This is a genomic window from Pseudomonas putida (assembly GCF_028682395.1).
Taxonomy (GTDB): Bacteria; Pseudomonadota; Gammaproteobacteria; order Pseudomonadales; family Pseudomonadaceae; genus Aquipseudomonas; species Aquipseudomonas putida_AB.
Genome location: NZ_JANHLC010000001.1, coordinates 794,694 through 814,643, shown reverse-complemented (window position 1 = coordinate 814,643; position 19,950 = coordinate 794,694). Strand labels below are relative to the sequence as shown.

The window sequence follows — 19,950 nt, the reverse complement described above, 5'->3', positions numbered from 1 at the left end:
TTAAGGGGGTTTTTAGTACGCCGCTGTCCGGTTTGCCGAATGTGCGTAAGGGCTGTATTCGGAAAACCGAACGTCTCTGGCGTAAGATCGGACTGGTCGGCGGGGCCGCTGGTTAAACGGGCTGTTGTAAGAGCGAAGGTGTCCGCTCTTACAGGCTTGGGGTGGGGCTATAGGGCAGGTGCGACGGCTTCGATTTTGCTGCAATGGCTGGCCAGCCGGTCCAGATAGGCCTGAAGCCCTTCCTGCTCCGCTGCAGTGGTGAACAGGCCGAGCTTGCTGCGCCGCCAGAGGATATCCGCGGCAGTGCGCGCCCATTCGTCGCTGCACAAGTAATCGACTTCGCGGGTGTAGAGACCACCCCCCAGGTGTTGGCCCAGGTCTTCCAGGCTCTGCACTCCTTCGAGCAGACGCCAGGTCCGGCTGCCATAGGTGCTGGCCCAGCGTCGGGCGATGTCGATGGGGATCCAGTCGAAACGCTGGCGTAGCTCCAGGCTCAGGGCCTGGCGCGTGCTCATCCCTTCGCCACCGGGCAGTGGCGCCTGGGCAGTCCAGCTCGGCTTGAGGTCCTTGAAGAACGGGGCCAACTGAGCCATGGCCGATTCGGCCAGCTTGCGATAGGTCGTCAGCTTGCCGCCGAACACCGACAGCAACGGCGCCTCTTCGGCATTGCCGGACAGCGCCAGGGTGTAGTCGCGGGTGACGGCCGACGGATTGTCGGACTCGTCATTGCACAGCGGACGTACACCGGAGTAACTGTGCACGATCGAATTGCGGCTCACTTGCTGCTTGAAGTGGGCGTTGACCACCTGCAGCAGGTAGTCGGTCTCCGTCTCGGTGATCGTGACCTTGGCCGGATCGCCGGTGTACTCGCGGTCGGTGGTGCCGATCAGGGTGAAGCGGTCGAGATAAGGGATGGTGAAAACGATGCGCTGGTCTTCGTTCTGCAGGATATGCGCGTGGTCGCCTTCATAGAGCTTGGGCACGATCAAGTGGCTGCCCTGGATCAGGCGGATGCCGTAGGGCGATTCGAGCTTGAGGTCGTCCTTGATGAACTGCGCGACCCAGGGGCCAGCCGCATTGACCAAGGCCTTGGCACGGATCGAGAACCGGCTGCCATCGGCGCGCTCCAGTTGCAGGTGCCACAAGCCCTTGCTGCGCCGGGCGCTGGTGCAACGGGTGCGGGTGTGGACATGGGCACCGTTCTCCCGGGCCGACATGGCATTGAGCACAACCAGGCGAGCATCGTCGACCCAGCAGTCGGAGTACTCGAAGCCCTTGGTGATGGCGCTGTTGAGCGGGCTGTCGCTGCCGAACCTGAGGCTTTTGGAACCGGCGAGTTTTTCCCGCTTGCCCAAGTGATCGTAGAGAAACAGGCCGGCGCGGATCATCCAGGCCGGCCGCAAGTGAGGGCGGTGCGGCAGGACGAAACGCATTGGCTTGACGATATGCGGGGCCTTGGCCAGCAGGACTTCGCGCTCGGCCAGGGCTTCGCGTACCAGGCGGAACTCGTAGTGCTCCAGATAGCGCAGGCCGCCGTGGATCAGCTTGCTGCTGGCGGATGAGGTGTGGCTGGCGAGATCATCTTTTTCGCAAAGGAACACGCCAAGGCCGCGGCCCGCAGCATCCGCCGCAATCCCTACACCATTGATGCCGCCGCCGATAACGGCAAGGTCATAGACTTCGGCAAGGGGCGCAGCAGGCAAGGTGGACAGGGACATGAGGCCTCACAGGTGTTCGAAATATTTGAAATCGAACATTAATGTTCATTTTCGAAAATGGTAGCTGATATCGACGGGCACGACCAGTCGACTTCGATTGAAAAAATCCATCGAAGGAGAGTCTAGGAAAGGAATGCGAAGATTTTTCGCTGGGAAGTAGCAGGTAAGACGGTAGGAATACGCTTGCTCGCAGCCTGATGGCGGGCCGGCGCAATCCCTGTCTTACGCTGCAAGCGAAGGCGCTTAGACGACTTCCAGGCGAATCTTGTGCTGGCTCAGCAACTGCGCCAGGGCCGGGGTCGGCTCCCGATCGGTGACCAGGCAGTCGATAAGGCTGATTGAACCCAGGCGTACCATGGCGTTGCGCCCGAACTTGCTCGAGTCGGCGGCCAGCAATACTTGGCGGGCATTGGCGATGATCGCCTGGGAGACGCGGACTTCCTGGTAGTCGAAGTCCAGTAGGCTGCCATCTTCGTCGATGCCGCTGATTCCGACCAGCGCGAAGTCCACCTTGAACTGATTGATGAAATCGACACTCGCCTGGCCGACCACGCCGCCGTCACGGCGGACATTACCGCCGGCCAACAGGACTTCGAAATCGTCCTTGGCGCTGAGAATCGAGGCCACGTGCAGGTTGTTGGTGATGACTTTCAGGTGGTTGTGGTTGAGCAGGGCGCGGGCAATGGATTCGGTGGTGGTACCGATATTGATGAATAGCGAGGCGTGATCGGGAATCTGCGCTGCAATGGCTTCGGCGATCCGCTGCTTTTCGTCGCGCATCTGATCGGCGCGCATAGCGTAGGCGGTGTTCTCGATGCTGGAGTCATAGGCCGCGCCACCGTGGTAGCGGCGTAGCAGGTTGTCTTCGGCCAGTTGGTTGATATCGCGACGGATGGTCTGCGGTGTCACGACGAACAGCTGGGCCATTTCCTCGATGCTGACGTAGCCGCGTTCGCGCACCAGTTCGAGGATTTGCTGCTGACGGGGAGGCAGGTTCATGGGCATTCCTTGGGGCTGCCGGGCAAATTGCCCCATGATGCCGCAGGAACGCACCAGCGGCCAGCCCGGGAGGCTCGGGCTGGCGGGGTAGGAAGGCGGAGCGCCTACACGTTTGGGGTGATCAGTTGCTGTCGTGGGGTTCCCAGTCGCGGGTACGGTCCACGGCTTTTTTCCAGCCGGCGTAGAGTTTTTCCTTTTCTGCTTCGGCCAACTGCGGTTCGAATTCGCGCTCGATCACCGCCTTGCCGCGCAGTTCTTCCAGGCTGCCCCAGAAACCGCAGGCCAGGCCGGCCAGATAGGCGGCGCCAAGGGCTGTGGTTTCGCGCATTTGCGGGCGTTCGACCTGGGTGCCGAGAATGTCGGCCTGGAACTGCATCAGGAAGTTGTTGGCGACGGCACCGCCATCCACGCGCAGCGCCTTGAGGCGTTCACCGGAGTCCTGCTGCATGGCGTCCAATACGTCGCGGGTCTGGTAGGCAATCGACTCCAGGGCGGCGCGAATAATGTGATCCACGCGTACGCCGCGAGTCAGGCCGAACAATGCGCCACGGGCATAGGGGTCCCAGTAGGGCGCGCCCAGGCCGGTAAAGGCCGGCACCAGGTACACGCCGTTGCTGTCCTTGACCTTGCTGGCGAAGTATTCGGTGTCGTGGGCGTCATTGATGATTTTCAGCTCGTCCCGCAGCCACTGCACGGTGGAGCCACCGTTGAACACTGCGCCTTCCAGGGCGTAGGCCACTTCGCCACGCGGACCGCAGGCAATCGTGGTGAGCATGCCATGGGTGGATTTCACGGCATTGGCACCGGTGTTCATCAGCAGGAAACAGCCCGTGCCGTAGGTATTCTTTGCCTGGCCGGGCTCGACGCACATCTGCCCGAACAAGGCGGCCTGCTGGTCGCCGGCGATACCGCCAATGGCAATGCCGCTTTTGGTCCGGCCATAGATTTCGGAGGAGGACTTCACCTCGGGCAACATCTCCCGGGGAATATCCAGCAGTTCGAGCATCTTCGCGTCCCACTCCAGGGTGTGGATGTTGAAGAGCATGGTGCGCGAGGCATTGGTGTAGTCGGTGACATGGGTCTTGCCGCCGGTGAACTTCCAGATCAGCCAGCTATCAACGGTGCCGAACAGCAGTTCGCCTTTGCGCGCCCGTTCGCGGCTGCCTTCAACCTGGTCGAGGATCCATTTCAGCTTGGTACCGGAGAAGTACGGATCGGTGACCAGGCCGGTGGTCTCGCGGATGTAGTCTTCGTGACCGCCGCGCTTGAGCTGTTCGCAGATCTCGGTGCTGCGCCGGCACTGCCAGACGATTGCGTTGTAGATGGGGCGGCCGCTTTCCTTGTCCCAGACCACGGTGGTTTCACGCTGGTTGGTGATGCCAATGGCGGCGACCTGATCGTGGTGCAGGCCGGCCTGGGCCAGGGCTTCGACCATGACGGCGCTCTGGGTGGCAAAGATTTCCATGGGGTCATGTTCGACCCAGCCCGCTTGCGGGTAGTGCTGCTGGAATTCACGTTGGGCGGTGCAGACCACGTTGGCATCGCGGTCGAAAATAATGGCCCGGGAACTGGTCGTGCCCTGGTCCAGGGCAATGATGTAGTTCTTGTTTTGTGTTTCGGTCATGTCGATTGCCTTGAAATAGAGTGATTGAGCACCGCGCGTGCTACAGGGGCAGAGCATACGCGCAGGCTTTGCAAAATGCGGTTCAGGACGCCTGGATCTTGCTGGCCAGCCCTGTCTTGGCAGGCTCGTCTGTCACTGCCGGGGCCGGCAGATGACGGGCGATCAGGCCGCGATAGAGTGCCGCGCCAAGACAGGCTCCGACGATCGGAGCAAAGATCGGAATCAGGAAATACGGGATCTCTCGCCCGCCAGTAAAGGCTATTTCACCCCAGCCGGCGAAGAAGGTCATGAGTTTCGGGCCGAAGTCCCGGGCCGGGTTCATCGCAAAGCCGGTCAGCGGGCCCATCGCACTGCCGATCACTGCGATCAGCAAGCCGATCAGCAGGGGGGCCAGGGGGCCGCGGGGCAGGCCGTTGTTGTCGTCGGTCAGGGACATGATGACGCCCATCAAAATGGCCGTGATGATGACTTCGACCAGGAAAGCCTGGCCGGTGGAGAGCAGCGGGTGGGGGTAGGTGGAAAATACCGAGGCCAGTTCGAGGCTGGCCTGGGTACCACGCATCAGGTGATGGCTTTGTTCGAAATCGAAGAAAAGGTTGCTGTAGAGCGTATAGACCAGGGCGGCCGCACAAAAGGCGCCGGCGACCTGGGCGAAAATATAGAAGGGCAATTTGCGCTTCTCGAAATCGGTAAACAGGCACAAGGCGATACTGACGGCCGGGTTCAGGTGGGCCCCTGACACGCCAGCGGTAAAGTAGATGGCCATGCTCACACCCACGCCCCAGATGATGCTGATTTCCCAGAGCCCGAAGCTGGCGCCCGCGACCTTGAGCGCGGCGACGCAACCGGTGCCGAAGAAAATCAGCAGCGCGGTACCGAGGAATTCGGCGATGCATTGGCCGTAAATCGACGGTTGGCGTAACGCAGCACTCATGAGGAACCTCGTTTTTTGTTGTTGTGTGACGCCCTTTTGGGCGCTGACAGGCAATGGGGAAGCGGGTTCGGCGCACAGTGGCGAAACCTGCTGGAACGATTCGGCAATATTCAAAATCGAAAATATATAGACAAGAAACGCTGCTGTCAAAGGTCGAAAGTGAACGGTGGTTCAGATTCTGACCGCTGGTCGCCGTGGCGGTCTCATGTGTCTGCGCCGAATGCGTGTGCGCAAAGCGCCGCCGGAGGCCCTGTGGCTTGGCGCAATGTCACGGGAATAGAGCCTTTTGAGCGTTGATGGCCTAGTATTCTGCGGTTGTTTTTCCTGCACTTGTCGAGCCTGGAGTTGCCATGACCCCCGCATTGGATTTGCTGAAAAAAGCGCGTGCCGAACATCGCGTTCACAGCTATGAACATGACCCCAAGGTGGCCTCGTATGGCCTCGAAGCGGCAGAGAAGCTCGGCCTGGAGCCGGCCCAGGTGTTCAAGACGCTGTTGGCCAGCAGTGAAAAGGGTGAGTTGTTGGTGGCGGTGGTCCCCGTGATCGGCTCGCTGGATCTGAAGGCGCTGGCTCAGGCGGCTGGCGTGAAGAAAACCGAGATGGCTGATCCGGCAGCGGCGCAACGGGCAACGGGTTACCTACTGGGAGGCATCAGCCCGTTGGGGCAGAAGAAACGTCTGCGGACCTTTATCGATAATTCCGCGCGCTCTTTTGCGACCATCCACGTCAGTGCCGGGCGACGGGGCCTGGAAGTCGAATTGTCCGCCGATGTGCTGGCCGAACATACCCAGGCCAAGTTCGCCGACGTCGGGCGGCCTTGAGACGGCTGTATGGTGCAAATGAGTGGCGTCTGTCACTGGCGAACCTGACAACGCTGACGGCATTCTCCCTGGCCTAAATGCACAGGAGACGATGCGATGCAGCTTGAATTCCACCAGGTCGATGCGTTCAGTAACCGGCCCTTTGGCGGCAACCCGGCCATGGTCTATCGGTTGGACAGTTGGCTGGCCGATGAGCTGATGCAGAAGATTGCGGCCGAGCATAATCTGGCCGAAACCGCTTTTCTGGTCCGCGAAGGGGCTGCCTGGCATATCCGCTGGTTTACGCCGACCGTCGAGGTGCCGCTGTGTGGCCACGCCACGTTGGCCAGTGCCTTTGTGCTGTTCGAGGTCTACCAGGAGACGGCCGAGCGGATTGATTTTGTCAGCCGCAGCGGGCCCTTGAGTGTCAGCCGGGCAGACGGGCGCTTGTGGCTGGATTTCCCGCGGATCGTGCCGGGGCCGCTGGATGTGACCCCGCAGGTTGAGCAGGCCCTGGGCTGCAAGGTGGTGGAGGTGCTGGGTTCCCATGAACTGTTCGTGGTGCTGGAGTCCGAGCAGGCCGTGCGCGATTGCCAGCCGGATAAGGTGGCACTGGCGAGGCTGCCATGGCCGGGAGCGATTGTGACGGCGCCGGGGCAGCAGCACGATTTCGTTTCGCGCTACTTTGCGCCAGCCATCGGCATCGATGAGGACCCGGTCACCGGCTCGACCCATTGCAGCCTGATTCCGTATTGGGCGCAGCGCCTGGACAAGGCGAGCCTCACCGCCTACCAGTGCTCGGCGCGTGGGGGCGAGTTGTTCTGTCGGCTGGAAGGGGAGCGGGTGAAGATTGGCGGGGATGCAACGCTGGTCAGTAGCGGGCGGCTGTTTCTGGCTTGATACCTGGCGTGAGCTCGCTCACGCCTACCGATCAGGTGCGAGCGAGCTGGCGAACAGCGCTATTGGCCGTGGCTAAAACGCCGGACACCCGCTTCGACCAGTGGGATCTGCGCCGCTTGACTACCACTGGCCTGGAACAGTACCAGGTGCTCGGCGGCGACACGGATGCCGACTTCGCTTCCCGGCAGGTGATCGGCGTGGCTGGGGAACACCGATTCCAGCTGGCTGCCGGTCGGCAGTTGCAGGCGATACAAGGTCGAAGCACCGAGGAAGGTCTTGCCGACGATACGGGCCTTCAGCTCGCTGTCGGGGGCATAGACGATATCGTCCGGGCGCAGCAGCACATCCACCGCACCACCCACCGGCCAGTTATAGGCCCGGTTGCCGCGCAGCACGCCGAGTTCGGTCTGGACCGATTCCGGGCTGTGCAACTGGCCACGAATAAAATAGCCCTGGCCAATAAAGCTGGCGACGAAGGGGGTCAAGGGTTCGTGGTAGAGGTTGTAGGGCGTATCCCACTGTTCCAGACGACCTTCCTTGAAGACCCCGACATGGTCGCTGACCGCGAAGGCTTCTTCTTGGTCGTGAGTCACCAGAATCGCGCTGGTACCGCGTAGCTTGAGGATATCGCGCACTTCATGGCTGAGTTTGCGGCGCAGCTCACCATCGAGGTTGGAGAACGGCTCGTCGAGCAGCAGCAGTTGTGGTTCGGGTGCCAGGGCGCGGGCGAGGGCCACTCGTTGTTGCTGGCCGCCGGACAGTTCGTGGGGATAGCGCTTGCCGAGGCCTTTGAGATTGACCAGTTCGAGCAACTCGTCGGTTACTCGATCTTTCTGCGGGTGCTGGCGAATGCCAAAGGCGATGTTTTGCGCCACGCTCAGATGGGGAAACAGCGCGTAGTCCTGGAACACCATGCCGATGCGACGCTTCTCTGGTGCCAGGGTGAAACCGGCGCTGGAGATCACTTCGCCGGCCAGTTGGATTTCACCCTCGTGCACCGGTTCGAACCCGGCAATGGCCCGCAGGGTGGTGGTCTTTCCGCACCCCGACGAGCCGAGCAGGCAGCCGATATCGCCGGCATTGAGGTGCAGGTTGAGGTTCTGCACCACACGTTGGTCCTGGTAGCCGCAGGCAAGGTTACGCAGGTTGAGGAGTAATGGCTGGCTCATGCGTGGTGGTACGCCGGTTCAACGAGAAATTCGAGCAGGGCCTTCTGGGCATGCAGGCGGTTCTCGGCTTGGTCCCACGCCACCGAGCGCGGGTCGTCAAGCAGGTCGAGGCTGATTTCCTCGCCCCGGTGGGCGGGTAGGCAATGCATGAACAGCACCTCTGGTGCGGCCAGGTCGAGCAGGGCGCGGTTGACCTGGAAGGGCGCGAAAAGGGCCAGGCGCTTGGCGGTTTCTTCTTCCTGGCCCATGGAGGTCCAGACGTCGGTGCTGACCAGGTGGGCGCCACGTACGGCCTCGCGCGGGTCGCGCAGGATCTGTACGCGGTCACCGGCCTGGGCGACGAAGGTTGGATTGGGCTCGTAACCTTCGGGGCAGGCGATACGCAGGTTGAAGTCGAACTGGATGGCCGCTTCTATATAGCTGTTGCACATATTATTGCCGTCGCCGATCCAGGCCACGGTTTTGCCCTGGATGGCGCCGCGGTGTTCGAGGAAGGTCTGCATGTCGGCGAGCAGTTGGCACGGGTGCAGGTCGTCCGATAGCCCGTTGATCACCGGAACGCGGGAGTTGGCCGCGAACTCGGTCAGGGTGCTGTGGGCAAAGGTCCGGATCATCACCGCATCGAGCATGCGCGACATGACAATGGCGCAGTCGCCGATCGGCTCGCCGCGACCCAGTTGGGTGTCGCGTGGCGAGAGGAAAATGGCCTGGCCGCCGAGCTGGATCATGCCGGCCTCGAACGACAGACGGGTACGCGTCGAGGATTTCTCGAAAATCATCCCCAGGACCCGGTTCTTCAACGGCTCGAAGAGTACGCCGCGGTTACGCAGGTCTTTGAGCTCGATCCCTCGACGGATCACGCTGAGCAGCTCTTCGGGCGTGTAATCCATCAGGGAGAGAAAGTGCCTTGCGCTCATTATTGACTACCTTTTGCAACAGACCGCAGATACTCAAAGCCGGGTTTTTCGGAAAAACGGGCTAGACCTGCGGCGAAAGCCGCACGGGGCGACGAAATAGGGGAAGGCGCGATCGTATAAGAAAATGTCGCGTCTTACCAACAGGGTTAAGTTTCCAGGGGAATCCAGCGCTGGCCATGGGCGGCTCTTTAAGCCTGTTCGTTCTATGGCCAGGGGCCATTTGTACACTGTCGCCGCGCGGCTTGGCAATTCGCGAAGGTGCTCAAGTCACCCACCGGCGGGTTTTCCTGACTGATCGGTCGATGGGGCGAGACAACTTTGGCTTTTGCAACATTTGCTAAAGGCGGGCGCTGGGTTATAAATGTGTCTCGTGCGACACATACGAGTCTCGGGAATGGAATCGAAAGAACAGCAATTGGTAGAACTTCTCGGGCTGACAGCGCGCACGCTGACTCATATGACGGCGTCGATGACGTCCATGTCATTTGAGCTGCTGCGCAGCGAGGATGAGACAACTCGCGGTGCCGCGCGCCGGATGATCGACCGGATGGCGACCATCAGTTCGGGCCTTGATGAGCACTGGCGGCTGATCAGCGAGCTGACCGGCGTGCCGGTCACCCACGAGCAGATCGAAGCGGTGCAGGAAATCCAGTTGCAGCCGCCGCCACGACTGCCGCGAGTCTAATCCGTATCGGCGTGGTTGATGCCTGCCGATTCATGGAGTTGACTGGCCTGGCAGTGTGGTCGCTCAGGCGCCATAGTTTTGTTCGTGTATGCCAGCCGGCAGCCGCCAACAAAACAGAGACTGGCCATGACCAAGACTCTTCATCACCGTGCCTGCCATCTATGTGAAGCCATCTGTGGCTTGACCATTGAAACCACCCGCACCGACGACCAGCAGGTGCAGATCACTTCGATCAAGGGCGATGCCCTGGATCCCTTCAGCCGTGGGCATATCTGTCCCAAGGCGGTGGCCCTGCAGGATATCCAGAATGATCCGGACCGCCTGCGCCGGCCCATGCAGCGGGTGGGGGACGAATGGCGGCCTATCGAGTGGGAGGCGGCCTTTGCACTGGTCGCCGAGCGGCTGGGGGATATTCAGGCGCGCCATGGGCAGAACGCGGTGGCGGTCTACCAGGGCAATCCCAGCGTGCACAACTATGGGTTGATGACCCATAGCAACTACTTCCTCGGGCTGCTCAAGACCCGTAATCGCTTTTCCGCGACCTCGGTCGACCAACTGCCCCACCACCTGACCAGCCACCTGATGTACGGCCACGGGTTGCTGTTGCCGATCCCGGATGTTGACCACACCGACTTCATGCTGATCCTGGGGGCCAATCCGCTGGCCTCCAATGGCAGCATCATGACGGTGCCGGATGTCGAGAAACGCTTGAAGGCTATCCAGGCCAGAGGCGGGCGGATCGTGGTGGTCGATCCTCGGCGCAGTGAAACCGCGGCGCTGGCCGATCAGCATCTGTTTGTGCGCCCAGGTGGGGATGCGGCGCTATTGTTCGGGTTGCTCCATACCCTGTTCAGTGAAGGCTTGACCCGCACCAGCCATTTGCCTGTGCAGGGGCTGGAGTCGGTTCGCGCGGCGATTCAAGCGTTTGATGCCGAGGCCATGAGCCCCCTGTGCGCAGTGCCTGCCGAGCAGATCAGGCAACTGGCACGCGACTTTGCCGGTGCGGACAAAGCCGTCTGTTACGGACGCATGGGCGTCTCGGTGCAGGCTTTTGGCACGCTCTGTCACTGGCTGGTTCAGTTGATCAATCTGGTGACCGGTAATCTGGATCGGGTTGGTGGGGCTGTGTGCACTGAGCCGGCAGTGGACCTGGTCGCTTCCACAGGCGGCGGACATTTCAATCGCTGGCAAAGCCGGGTCAGCGGATTGCCGGAGTATGGGGGCGAACTGCCGGTCTCGGCGCTGGCCGAGGAGATGCTCTGTGACGGCGTAGGCCAGGTGCGGGCGTTGGTGACGGTGGCAGGCAATCCCGTGCTGTCCACGCCCAATGGGCGTCAACTGGAGCGGGCGCTGGGTGGTTTGGAGTTTATGGTCAGTATCGACCTGTATATCAACGAAACCACGCGTTATGCCGACCTGATCCTGCCCTCGACTTCGGCGCTGGAAAATGATCATTACGACACCACGTTCAATATGTTCGCAGTACGCAATGTCACGCGCTTCAATCAGGCCATTCTCGCCAAGCCGACGGGCGCACTGCATGACTGGGAAATCTTTGTTGGCCTGGCGCAGGCCTTTGCCGCACGAAGCGGACACGCGCTCAAGCCCACTGTCGCGCCCGCCCAGATGATTGACGCTGGCCTGCGTAGTGGCCGGTACGGCGATGCATCGGCGCACAAGTTGTCGGTGGCCGGCCTGGCGGCCTACCCCCATGGCCTTGACCTGGGGGCGCTCAAGCCCAATCTCGCAGGGCGGCTGAAAAGTGCGGATGGGCAGATCCAGGCGGCTCCGGCCGAGCTTATGGCGGATCTCGCGCGTTTTGCCGCTCAGCAGGCGCCAGCGGTGGGGGAGTTGCTGATGATTGGCCGGCGGCATGTGCGCAGCAACAACTCCTGGATGCACAACTATCACCGGCTGGTGAAGGGCAAACCGCGCCATCAACTGCTGATGCATCCCGATGATCTGGCGTGTCGTGGGCTGTGCGATGGACAGCGGGTTCGCGTTCGCTCGCGGGTTGGCGAGGTGGAGGTGCAGGTATTGGCCTCGCTGGAGATGATGCCAGGCGTTGTGAGCCTGCCTCACGGGTGGGGACATGCTCGGCCGGGAGTGCAGATGGCGATTGCCTGCGCCCAGTCGGGGGCGAGCGCCAATGACCTGACTGACGAACGGCAGCTGGATGCGTTGTCGGGGAATGCGGTGCTCAATGGTGTTCCCGTGCAGGTCGGTGCGGCCTAAGCCCCGGGCGACGATAGTCGGGCAGGGGAGACCGAGCGTAGCGCTCGGCTTTCCGTTACAATGCGCAACCGTGCCGACTACTGAGTCGGAAAGTTTGAGTCGGACAGTTAGCCGAGGTGCTTCATGGATATCATCGAAACTATTAAAGAGCAGATTGCCAACAACACCATTCTGCTTTACATGAAAGGCTCGCCGAATGCCCCGCAGTGTGGCTTTTCCGCGAAAGCCGCGCAGGCCGTCATGGGCTGTGGCGAGAAGTTCGCCTACGTGGATATCCTGCAGAACCCGGAAATCCGTGCCAACCTGCCGAAATACGCCAACTGGCCGACCTTCCCGCAGTTGTGGGTTGCCGGTGAGCTGGTCGGCGGTAGCGATATCATGACCGAGATGGCTGCCAATGGTGAGCTGCAGGCCCTGATCAAGGCTGCTGCCGAGAAGGCTGCAAGCAAGACCGAAGCCTGATCTCAGCGCGTGGCGCATTAGCTTGCGCCACGTCTTGCAGGCAATAAAAAGCCCCGCCTCTGAACAAGAGCGCGGGGCTTTTTATTGGGGGCGATTACTCGCCCATTTGTGATTGCAGGTAATTCTCGATACCGACTTTATCGATCAGGCCCAGTTGGGTTTCCAGCCAATCGATATGTTCTTCTTCGGATTCGAGAATATCCTCCAGAAGTTCACGGCTACCAAAGTCGCCGGTGACTTCGCAGTGGGCAATGGCGGCCTTGAGGTCGGCGTGGCCGGTCTTCTCGATGCGCAGGTCGCACTCGAGCATTTCCTTGGTGTGTTCGCCGATATGCAGCTTGCCCAGGTCTTGGACGTTCGGCAGGCCTTCGAGGAAAAGGATGCGCTTGATGAGCTTGTCCGCGTGTTTCATCTCGTCGATGGACTCGTGGTACTCGTGCTTGCCCAGCTTGTTCAGGCCCCAATCTTCATACATGCGTGCATGCAGAAAATACTGATTGATCGCGACCAGCTCATTGGCAAGGATCTTGTTGAGATGCTGGATGACTGTTACGTCGCCTTTCATGATGGGGTCCTGCCCTGTATTAGCCGTATATAAGCCCGAGTTTGAGCCGGGTAATTACAAGTGTCAAACCTAAGTTATTGAATAATAAATGAAAATTAATCGGAATAAGAATGTTTGTGTTCCGCGTTATGGTGCTAAGCGATTGAATTCTGGGCATAAAAAAACCGGACGTTAAGTCCGGTTCTTTAAATAAGGCTGAATCAGGCGGCGGAAAATTCTACGGCGTAGGGAATCGCGGCCTGGCAACTTTGCAATTCTGTCAGGGTTTCACGCACCACTTGCTTGGCGAGGCAGGCGCATTTTCCGCACTGGCTGGCGACACCGGTGGCCTGGCGCACGTCACGGTAGCTGCAGCAGCCGTCATAGATGGCTTCGCGGATTTGCCCGTCGGTAACGCCTTGGCAGAGGCAGACATACATAGGTGAGAACCGTCGCTGTGGGTTGTGGCTCAATGAGACGGATCTTAATGTTAACGAGAATGATTGTCAAAGTAACTTCGCAAAGCATCTGTCTAGAGCGGCTGCGGCCTGACGAGTGGCTATTCGGACAAGAAAAAACCGGCGCTTGGCCGGTTTTTTCTTGCTCAAAGCGGGGGAATCAGTCGTTGAAATCTTCCCAGCCACCCATCTGTTTCCACCGATTGACGATGCCGCAGAACAGCTCGGCGGTCTTCTCGGTGTCGTAGCGGGCCGAATGCGCTTCACGACCATCGAAGTCGATGTCGGCGGTCTGGCAGGCCTTGGCCAGCACGGTCTGGCCGTAAGCCAGGCCGGCGAGCGTCGCGGTGTCGAAGCTGGAGAAGGGGTGAAACGGATTGCGCTTCATATCCAGGCGCGCGACGGCGGCATTGAGAAAGCCCAGGTCGAAGCTGCTGTTGTGGCCGACCAGGATGGCCCGCTTGCAGCCGTTGGCCTTGAGCGCCTTGCGCACGCCACGGAAGATATCGGTCAGGGCGGTTTCTTCGCTGACGGCCATACGCAGCGGGTGATCGAGCTTGATCCCGGTGAATTCCAGGGCCGCCGGTTCGATGTTCGCCCCTTCGAAGGGCTCGACCCGGAAGAAGTAGGTGTGTTCCGGGAACACGAAGCCTTTTTCGTCCATGCCGATGGTTACGGCGGCGATTTCCAGCAGGGCGTCTGTCGCAGCATTGAAACCACCGGTTTCTACATCGATGACGACGGGCAGGTAACCGCGAAAGCGGGAAGCCATCGGATGGCGTGAGCCTCCGGAGTTGCCATGGCTTTCCAGCTCGTCATCGAAATGGTCGTCACTCACAGGTGTTCCTCCAGCAGGCGCCAGCGCAGTTTTTCACCGGCGCGCAGCGGGATTACGGTCAGCTCGCCAAACGGCAGGCTGGCAGGGGCGGTCCACTCCTCGCGGACCAGTGTAATGCGCTCGCTGTTCGGTGCCAGCCCATAGAAGCGGGGGCCGTGCAGGCTGGCGAAACCTTCGAGTTTGTCCAGCGCATTGCGCTGCTCGAAGGCTTCGGCGTACAGCTCGATTGCGGCATAGGCGGTGTAGCAGCCCGCGCAACCGCAGGCGGCTTCCTTGGCATGCTGGGCATGGGGCGCCGAGTCGGTGCCCAGGAAGAACTTCTCGCTGCCGCTCGTCGCTGCGTCCAGCAAGGCTTCCTGGTGTACGTTGCGCTTGAGGATCGGCAGGCAATAGAAGTGCGGGCGGATACCGCCAACCAGCATATGATTACGGTTATAGAGCAGGTGATGAGCGGTGATGGTCGCTGCCACGTTGGCCGGAGCCTGGCGGACAAACTCCACGGCGTCACGGGTGGTGATGTGCTCGAACACGACTTTCAGGTTTGGGAAACGCTCTACGACGCCGCGCATGTGCTCGTCGATAAAAATCTTTTCGCGGTCGAAGATATCGACATCGGCGCGGGTCACTTCACCGTGAATCAACAACGGCAGGCCCACTTCGGCCATGGCCTCGATTGCGGGCAGGATATTGTCGATGCTGGTGACACCCGAGTCCGAATTGGTCGTGGCGCCGGCCGGGTATAGCTTGGCGGCATACACGAAGCCGCTGGCCTTGGCCTCGCGGATTTCCTCGGGCTGCGTACGATCGGTGAGGTAAAGCACCATCAGCGGTTCGAAACGGCTGCCGGCAGGACGAGCGGCAAGAATGCGCTGGCGATAGGCGTCGGCTTGGGCCGCGTTGCGGACGGGTGGCACCAGGTTGGGCATGATGATGGCGCGGCCAAAGGTGCGCGCAACATCCGCGACAGTGTGGGGCAACGCAGCGCCATCGCGAAGATGGATATGCCAGTCGTCGGGACGCAGCAGGGTCAGGCGGTCGGACATTGGGGGGTTCCAGGCGGGTCGAACTAGGGGGGGATGCTACCGGAAAAGACAGTATCAGGCACTCGCTATCAAGTTTTACGCGGCTTAACCGATACCTCGAGGGTACGCCGTATTTTTTGTTGCAAAATCCAATGGAGCCTCCCGTGCGCCAGCGTTATCTAGCCTTGCTCAGTATGTTCGCCAGTCTGCCCGCCATGGCCCTGACGTTCCAGACCCGTCTGGAGAATATCGAGTGGACGGTCGAGGGCGATAAATTCGAGTGCCGTCTGGCTCAGCCCATCACCGATTTTGGTTCGGGTGAGTTCGTTCGACGGGCCGGGGAGCAGGCAATCTTTCGCCTCAAGGCTTACAACCATCCGCTGGGTGGGGGTTCGGCTACCTTATTGGCCGCCGCGGCGCCTTGGCAGCCGGGGCGCGGCGATATCAACCTGGGTGCGGTACGGATCGGCAGCGGCGACGTCCTGTTCAACAGCTCGCAGGCCCAGGCCGGGCGTCTGTTTACCGGCTTGCTGGACGGGCGCAGTCCGGTGGTGCGCCATTATTCACGTGATGGCGGGACATCGGAAATCCGTTTGCTGCCGGTCAAGTTCAGCAAGGCCTACAGTGACTACCAAGTCTGTACCGCCAAATTACTACCGATGAATTTCGAGCAAGTGAAGAAGACCGAGGTCGGCTTCCCTGGCGGTGGCATCGAGCTCGATGGGCCGGCCAAGGCTCGTCTGCAGGTGGTGCTTGAGTTCCTCAAGGCCGATCCGAGCGTCAACCATATCGAGCTCAACGGCCATTCGGACAACAGCGGCAATCGCCTGACCAACCGGGATCTGTCGCGGCGCAGAGCCCTGGCGGTCATGGAGTTCTTCAAGGCCAATGGCTTTGCCGAGGAGCAGATCACGGTACGTTTCCATGGTGAACGTTATCCGCTGGCTCCCAACACCAACAAGGCCAATCGGGCCAAGAATCGGCGGGTCAGTATCGTGCTCGATCGCGTGCCTCCCGTGGAGGCCCCCGCGCCCAAGGCTGAGCTCAAGGTAGAGCCCAAGGCTGGCGTTGCTCCGAGTGCCGCAGCGACCTCCTGAAACGGCTGTGCTCGTCGCCCGGTCGACATAATCTGTCGCTTTGTCGTCCTAAGCTGTCGCGCCCCTGTAAATTCACCGGTTTGAGCGGTAGAATCCGCGCTTTTCCGTACAACCCGGTGGAGTGATGGCATGGCGGACGTAAACAAGGTCGTTCTGGCGTATTCCGGCGGCCTGGACACTTCGGTGATCCTCAAGTGGCTGCAGGATACTTATAACTGTGAAGTGGTGACCTTCACTGCGGACCTCGGTCAGGGCGAAGAGGTCGAGCCAGCACGTGCCAAGGCGCAAGCCATGGGCGTGAAAGAGATCTATATCGACGATCTGCGTGAAGAGTTCGTACGCGATTTCGTTTTCCCGATGTTCCGCGCCAACACCGTCTACGAAGGCGAGTACCTGCTGGGTACTTCCATCGCACGTCCGCTGATTGCCAAGCGTCTGATTGAAATCGCCAACGAAACCGGCGCCGACGCCATTTCCCATGGCGCGACTGGCAAGGGTAACGACCAGGTTCGCTTCGAACTGGGCGCCTACGCACTCAAGCCCGGCGTCAAGGTCATCGCACCATGGCGTGAGTGGGACCTGCTGTCGCGTGAGAAACTGATGGATTATGCCGAGAAGCATGCCATCCCGATCGAGCGTCATGGCAAGAAGAAATCCCCGTACTCGATGGATGCCAACCTGCTGCACATCTCCTATGAAGGTGGCGTGCTGGAAGATACCTGGACCGAGCACGAAGAAGACATGTGGCGTTGGACCAAGTCCCCGGAAGACGCGCCGAACACGCCGACTTACCTGGAACTGACCTATCGCAATGGCGATATCGTGGCTCTGGATGGCGTCGAAATGACTCCGGCTACCGTACTGGCCACTTTGAACCGCATTGGCGGGGAAAATGGTATTGGCCGCCTGGACATCGTCGAGAACCGTTATGTCGGCATGAAGTCCCGTGGCTGCTACGAGACGCCAGGCGGCACCATCATGCTGCGCGCTCACCGGGCGATCGAATCGATCACCTTGGACCGTGAAGTCGCTCACCTCAAAGATGAGTTGATGCCCAAGTACGCCAGCCTGATCTACACCGGGTACTGGTGGAGCCCTGAGCGTCTGATGCTGCAACAAATGATCGACGCGTCCCAGGCCCACGTTAATGGTGTTGTGCGCCTCAAGCTGTACAAGGGCAACGTTATTGTCACCGGCCGTAAGTCCGATGACTCGTTGTTCGATGCCAATATCGCGACCTTCGAAGAAGATGGTGGCGCTTACAACCAGGCCGACGCGGCAGGCTTTATCAAGCTCAATGCACTGCGTATGCGTATTGCCGCGAACAAGAACCGCAAGATGTTCTAAGTTTGTTGCAATATAGAAAAGCCCCGGTCATTTGATCGGGGTTTTTTTATGGCTGATCGTTGGGTAATGCGAAGGATCTAACATGATTGGTGTGAGTTTAAAATTAAAAAACTAGTTCTAGTTGTGTTCTTGAATAGTTGTTCAACGCCCTTGTTTCGGCGCCGAGTCGCTATTGATGAGGTTGGATAGCGCCGGGTTACTGTTATTTCGACACGATTAAATTTTCGCGCCAGGGCAGTTGGGCGCAATGATGAGGTGCAGTCGCGATTTAAACGTTCTGCGGGAGGTGGCAAGCGTCGGGCGAATCGTGCGTCGTCTGTGTGCCGAAGCGCGTGTCGAGCGTCCGGTAGTGTTGTTACTTGAGGATGTATTTTGTAGGTTTTTTCTCTTTATGCTGTGCTCATTGTCTTTATATATTGTCCTGCATAGGGAGATGCTATGCCCAGTAGGAAGGGACTAGGCTATTGTGCGAGCTCGAAAATTCGAATAGCGAAAATTGGACTTGCCCATGAATAAAGTGCTGATCGTGGATGATCATCCCGCCATTCGCCTGGCTGTGCGTATGCTGATGGAACGGCATGGTTATGAAGTGACCGGGGAAACGGGGAATGGCGTGGATGCTTTGCAACTTGCTAGGGAGCAGATGCCGGATATCGTCATTCTCGATATTGGTATTCCTAAATTGGACGGCCTGGAAGTTATTGCTCGACTGATTGCAAGTTCCCAGCCTCTTAAGGTGCTGGTCTTTACTTCCCAGGCGCCAGGGCATTTCTCAATGCGTTGCATGCAGGCCGGTGCGGCGGGTTATGTCTGCAAACAGCAGGATTTGACAGAGCTACTCAGCGCCATCAAGGCGGTGCTTTCCGGCTACAGCTACTTCCCTAACCAGGCGCTGCATTCGGTACGTTCCAATCTGGGGAATGTCAGTGAGGCGGAGATGGTCGAGCGCCTGTCGGGCCGCGAAATGATGGTGTTGCAGCAACTGGCCCGCGGCAAGACCAACAAGGAAATCGCTGATGGGATGTTCCTGAGCAACAAAACCGTCAGCACCTACAAAACCCGCTTGCTGCTAAAACTCAATGCTCGCTCTCTGGTTGACCTGATTGAACTCGCTCAGCGTAACGGCCTGGTCTGATCGTTTGCCGGGAGTACGCTATGTACTCCCGGAACATAAGCGTGTGCTTCTGCCCGGTGGGAATGGCAGGCATGGGCAGCTTGTAGCCGGATACTCGCAAGGCACTCGATCAGAGGTGAAATACGTCAGAGATCGAAGTCGTAATCAGCCAGTTGTTTCTTCAGGCGTCGTTCTTCCAGCATGTTGTCGATAGTGCGGCGCTTGCTTAGGTTGGTTTTGGCAACTTCCACCTGCGGCTCTTCCGGTTCGACAGCCTCGGGCGAGGCGAAGTCGTCGTCCACATCCAGTTGTTCTTTGCCAGTGCTCATAAGGTCAACTCCAGGCTAAGACGGCCATTGGCGCTCCTTATAGCGATAATCGCGGTGCGGGTAAAAAAGATTTTTTCAATCGACTAATCAATATTTCTAATAAAGCCTCAATCGTCCGAGGTTTTCTGTTTGTACTCACATAGATCTTCGATCCTGCAGCTGCCGCAGCGCGGCTTGCGGGCCTGGCATACATAACGGCCGTGGAGGATCAGCCAGTGGTGGGAGTCGAGCAAATAGTCCTTCGGTACATACTTCATCAGCTTCTTTTCGACTTCGACGACATTCTTTCCCGGCGCCAGCCCCGTGCGGTTGCTGACGCGGAAGATATGGGTATCGACGGCCATGGTCAGTTGTCGGAAGGCCGTGTTGAGCACCACATTCGCCGTTTTTCGCCCCACGCCCGGCAAGGCTTCCAGCTCTTCGCGAGTTTGTGGTACTTCACCGCCGTGGCGCTCGACGAGCAGGCGGCAGGTCTCGATCACGTTCTTGGCCTTGCTGTTGTAGAGGCCGATGGTCTTGATGTACTGGGAGAGCCCTTCCACCCCCAGTGCATGCATGGCCTGCGGAGTATTGGCGACCGGAAACAGTTTGGCAGTGGCCTTGTTGACGCCGACATCCGTGGACTGGGCCGAAAGGATGACTGCAATCAGCAACTCGAAGGGCGATGAATAGTCCAGTTCGGTCTTGGGGTGCGGATTGTCTTCATGCCATCTGCGAAAGATTTCCAGGCGTTTAGCGGCATTCATGGATCGGGGGAT

20 protein-coding genes are annotated in these 19,950 nt (G+C 59.6%); 8 read left to right on the top strand and 12 right to left on the bottom strand.

All coding sequences use genetic code 11. From position 1 onward, the window contains the following. Positions 1-167: 167 nt before the first annotated feature. The 4 genes from glpD to NPS46_RS03870 all read right to left on the bottom strand — a co-directional run bounded on the left by glpD (position 168) and on the right by NPS46_RS03870 (position 5,275). Positions 168-1,718: a glycerol-3-phosphate dehydrogenase gene (gene glpD / locus NPS46_RS03885; RefSeq protein WP_274105070.1), complete on the bottom strand. Its 1,551-nt coding sequence runs from the start codon at positions 1,716-1,718 to the stop codon at positions 168-170. A gap of 243 nt (positions 1,719-1,961) precedes the next feature. Further along, positions 1,962-2,717 (bottom strand): DeoR/GlpR family transcriptional regulator, encoded by a 756-nt coding sequence (locus tag NPS46_RS03880; protein ID WP_274105069.1) that lies wholly within the window; start codon positions 2,715-2,717, stop codon positions 1,962-1,964. 121 nt (positions 2,718-2,838) lie between these two features. Then, positions 2,839-4,341 carry a glycerol kinase GlpK gene (glpK, locus tag NPS46_RS03875; RefSeq protein WP_274105068.1) on the bottom strand — a complete coding sequence of 501 codons (1,503 nt, stop codon included), beginning with the start codon at positions 4,339-4,341 and terminating at the stop codon, positions 2,839-2,841. Positions 4,342-4,423: 82 nt separating this feature from the next. Further along, positions 4,424-5,275 (bottom strand): MIP/aquaporin family protein, encoded by an 852-nt coding sequence (locus NPS46_RS03870; protein WP_274105067.1) that lies wholly within the window; start codon positions 5,273-5,275, stop codon positions 4,424-4,426. 350 nt (positions 5,276-5,625) lie between these two features. Here NPS46_RS03870 and ybaK point away from each other — a divergent pair, with 350 nt between their 5' ends. Further along, positions 5,626-6,096, top strand: a complete 471-nt coding sequence (gene ybaK, locus NPS46_RS03865) for a Cys-tRNA(Pro) deacylase (protein ID WP_274105066.1) — start codon at positions 5,626-5,628, stop codon at positions 6,094-6,096. A gap of 96 nt (positions 6,097-6,192) precedes the next feature. Next, complete coding sequence (locus tag NPS46_RS03860; RefSeq protein WP_274105065.1) at positions 6,193-6,975, top strand: PhzF family phenazine biosynthesis protein; 783 nt, start codon at positions 6,193-6,195, stop codon at positions 6,973-6,975. 59 nt (positions 6,976-7,034) lie between these two features. On the opposite strand, the gene NPS46_RS03855 is transcribed toward NPS46_RS03860, so the two are convergent. Both NPS46_RS03855 and argF read right to left on the bottom strand, forming a co-directional pair. After that, on the bottom strand, positions 7,035-8,144 hold the full coding sequence (locus NPS46_RS03855) for an ABC transporter ATP-binding protein (RefSeq protein WP_274105064.1): 1,110 nt from the start codon (positions 8,142-8,144) through the stop codon (positions 7,035-7,037). Further along, the gene (argF, locus tag NPS46_RS03850) at positions 8,141-9,061 is read right to left on the bottom strand and encodes an ornithine carbamoyltransferase (RefSeq protein WP_274105063.1); all 921 of its coding nucleotides are present in this window, start codon (positions 9,059-9,061) and stop codon (positions 8,141-8,143) included. The genes NPS46_RS03855 and argF overlap by 4 nt, the downstream gene beginning before the upstream one ends. 394 nt (positions 9,062-9,455) lie before the next feature. Between argF and NPS46_RS03845 the strand changes: the two genes are divergently transcribed. The 3 genes from NPS46_RS03845 to grxD all read left to right on the top strand — a co-directional run bounded on the left by NPS46_RS03845 (position 9,456) and on the right by grxD (position 12,443). Then, positions 9,456-9,746: a hypothetical protein gene (locus tag NPS46_RS03845; RefSeq protein WP_274105062.1), complete on the top strand. Its 291-nt coding sequence runs from the start codon at positions 9,456-9,458 to the stop codon at positions 9,744-9,746. A gap of 126 nt (positions 9,747-9,872) precedes the next feature. Beyond that, positions 9,873-11,981, top strand: coding sequence for a molybdopterin oxidoreductase family protein (locus NPS46_RS03840; protein WP_274105061.1), 2,109 nt, complete (start codon positions 9,873-9,875; stop codon positions 11,979-11,981). A 123-nt stretch (positions 11,982-12,104) separates the two neighbouring features. After that, positions 12,105-12,443: a Grx4 family monothiol glutaredoxin gene (gene grxD, locus NPS46_RS03835; RefSeq protein ID WP_274105060.1), complete on the top strand. Its 339-nt coding sequence runs from the start codon at positions 12,105-12,107 to the stop codon at positions 12,441-12,443. A 94-nt stretch (positions 12,444-12,537) separates the two neighbouring features. Here grxD and bfr read toward each other — a convergent pair whose 3' ends face one another. The 4 genes from bfr to pyrC all read right to left on the bottom strand — a co-directional run bounded on the left by bfr (position 12,538) and on the right by pyrC (position 15,326). After that, a complete protein-coding gene (bfr, locus tag NPS46_RS03830) occupies positions 12,538-13,008 on the bottom strand; it encodes a bacterioferritin (protein ID WP_274105059.1) in 471 nt (156 codons plus the stop codon). 200 nt (positions 13,009-13,208) lie between these two features. Next, positions 13,209-13,427 carry a bacterioferritin-associated ferredoxin gene (locus NPS46_RS03825; RefSeq protein ID WP_274105058.1) on the bottom strand — a complete coding sequence of 73 codons (219 nt, stop codon included), beginning with the start codon at positions 13,425-13,427 and terminating at the stop codon, positions 13,209-13,211. Positions 13,428-13,605: 178 nt separating this feature from the next. Further along, complete coding sequence (gene rnt / locus NPS46_RS03820; protein ID WP_274105057.1) at positions 13,606-14,283, bottom strand: ribonuclease T; 678 nt, start codon at positions 14,281-14,283, stop codon at positions 13,606-13,608. Next, positions 14,280-15,326 carry a dihydroorotase gene (gene pyrC, locus NPS46_RS03815; protein WP_274105055.1) on the bottom strand — a complete coding sequence of 349 codons (1,047 nt, stop codon included), beginning with the start codon at positions 15,324-15,326 and terminating at the stop codon, positions 14,280-14,282. The genes rnt and pyrC overlap by 4 nt, the downstream gene beginning before the upstream one ends. Before the next feature lie 143 nt (positions 15,327-15,469). Here pyrC and NPS46_RS03810 point away from each other — a divergent pair, with 143 nt between their 5' ends. The 3 genes from NPS46_RS03810 to NPS46_RS03800 all read left to right on the top strand — a co-directional run bounded on the left by NPS46_RS03810 (position 15,470) and on the right by NPS46_RS03800 (position 18,884). After that, positions 15,470-16,402 carry a flagellar protein MotY gene (locus NPS46_RS03810; protein WP_274105054.1) on the top strand — a complete coding sequence of 311 codons (933 nt, stop codon included), beginning with the start codon at positions 15,470-15,472 and terminating at the stop codon, positions 16,400-16,402. 129 nt (positions 16,403-16,531) lie between these two features. Then, entirely contained in the window at positions 16,532-17,749 is a 1,218-nt protein-coding gene (locus tag NPS46_RS03805) for an argininosuccinate synthase (RefSeq protein ID WP_274105053.1), read from the top strand. Positions 17,750-18,257: 508 nt separating this feature from the next. Beyond that, complete coding sequence (locus tag NPS46_RS03800) at positions 18,258-18,884, top strand: response regulator transcription factor (protein ID WP_274105052.1); 627 nt, start codon at positions 18,258-18,260, stop codon at positions 18,882-18,884. 125 nt (positions 18,885-19,009) lie between these two features. Here NPS46_RS03800 and NPS46_RS03795 read toward each other — a convergent pair whose 3' ends face one another. Together NPS46_RS03795 and nth are read right to left on the bottom strand one after the other, a co-directional pair. Then, a complete protein-coding gene (locus NPS46_RS03795) occupies positions 19,010-19,192 on the bottom strand; it encodes a PA3496 family putative envelope integrity protein (protein ID WP_274105051.1) in 183 nt (60 codons plus the stop codon). Between the two features lie 107 nt (positions 19,193-19,299). Beyond that, complete coding sequence (nth, locus tag NPS46_RS03790; protein WP_274105050.1) at positions 19,300-19,938, bottom strand: endonuclease III; 639 nt, start codon at positions 19,936-19,938, stop codon at positions 19,300-19,302. Positions 19,939-19,950: the final 12 nt, after the last annotated feature.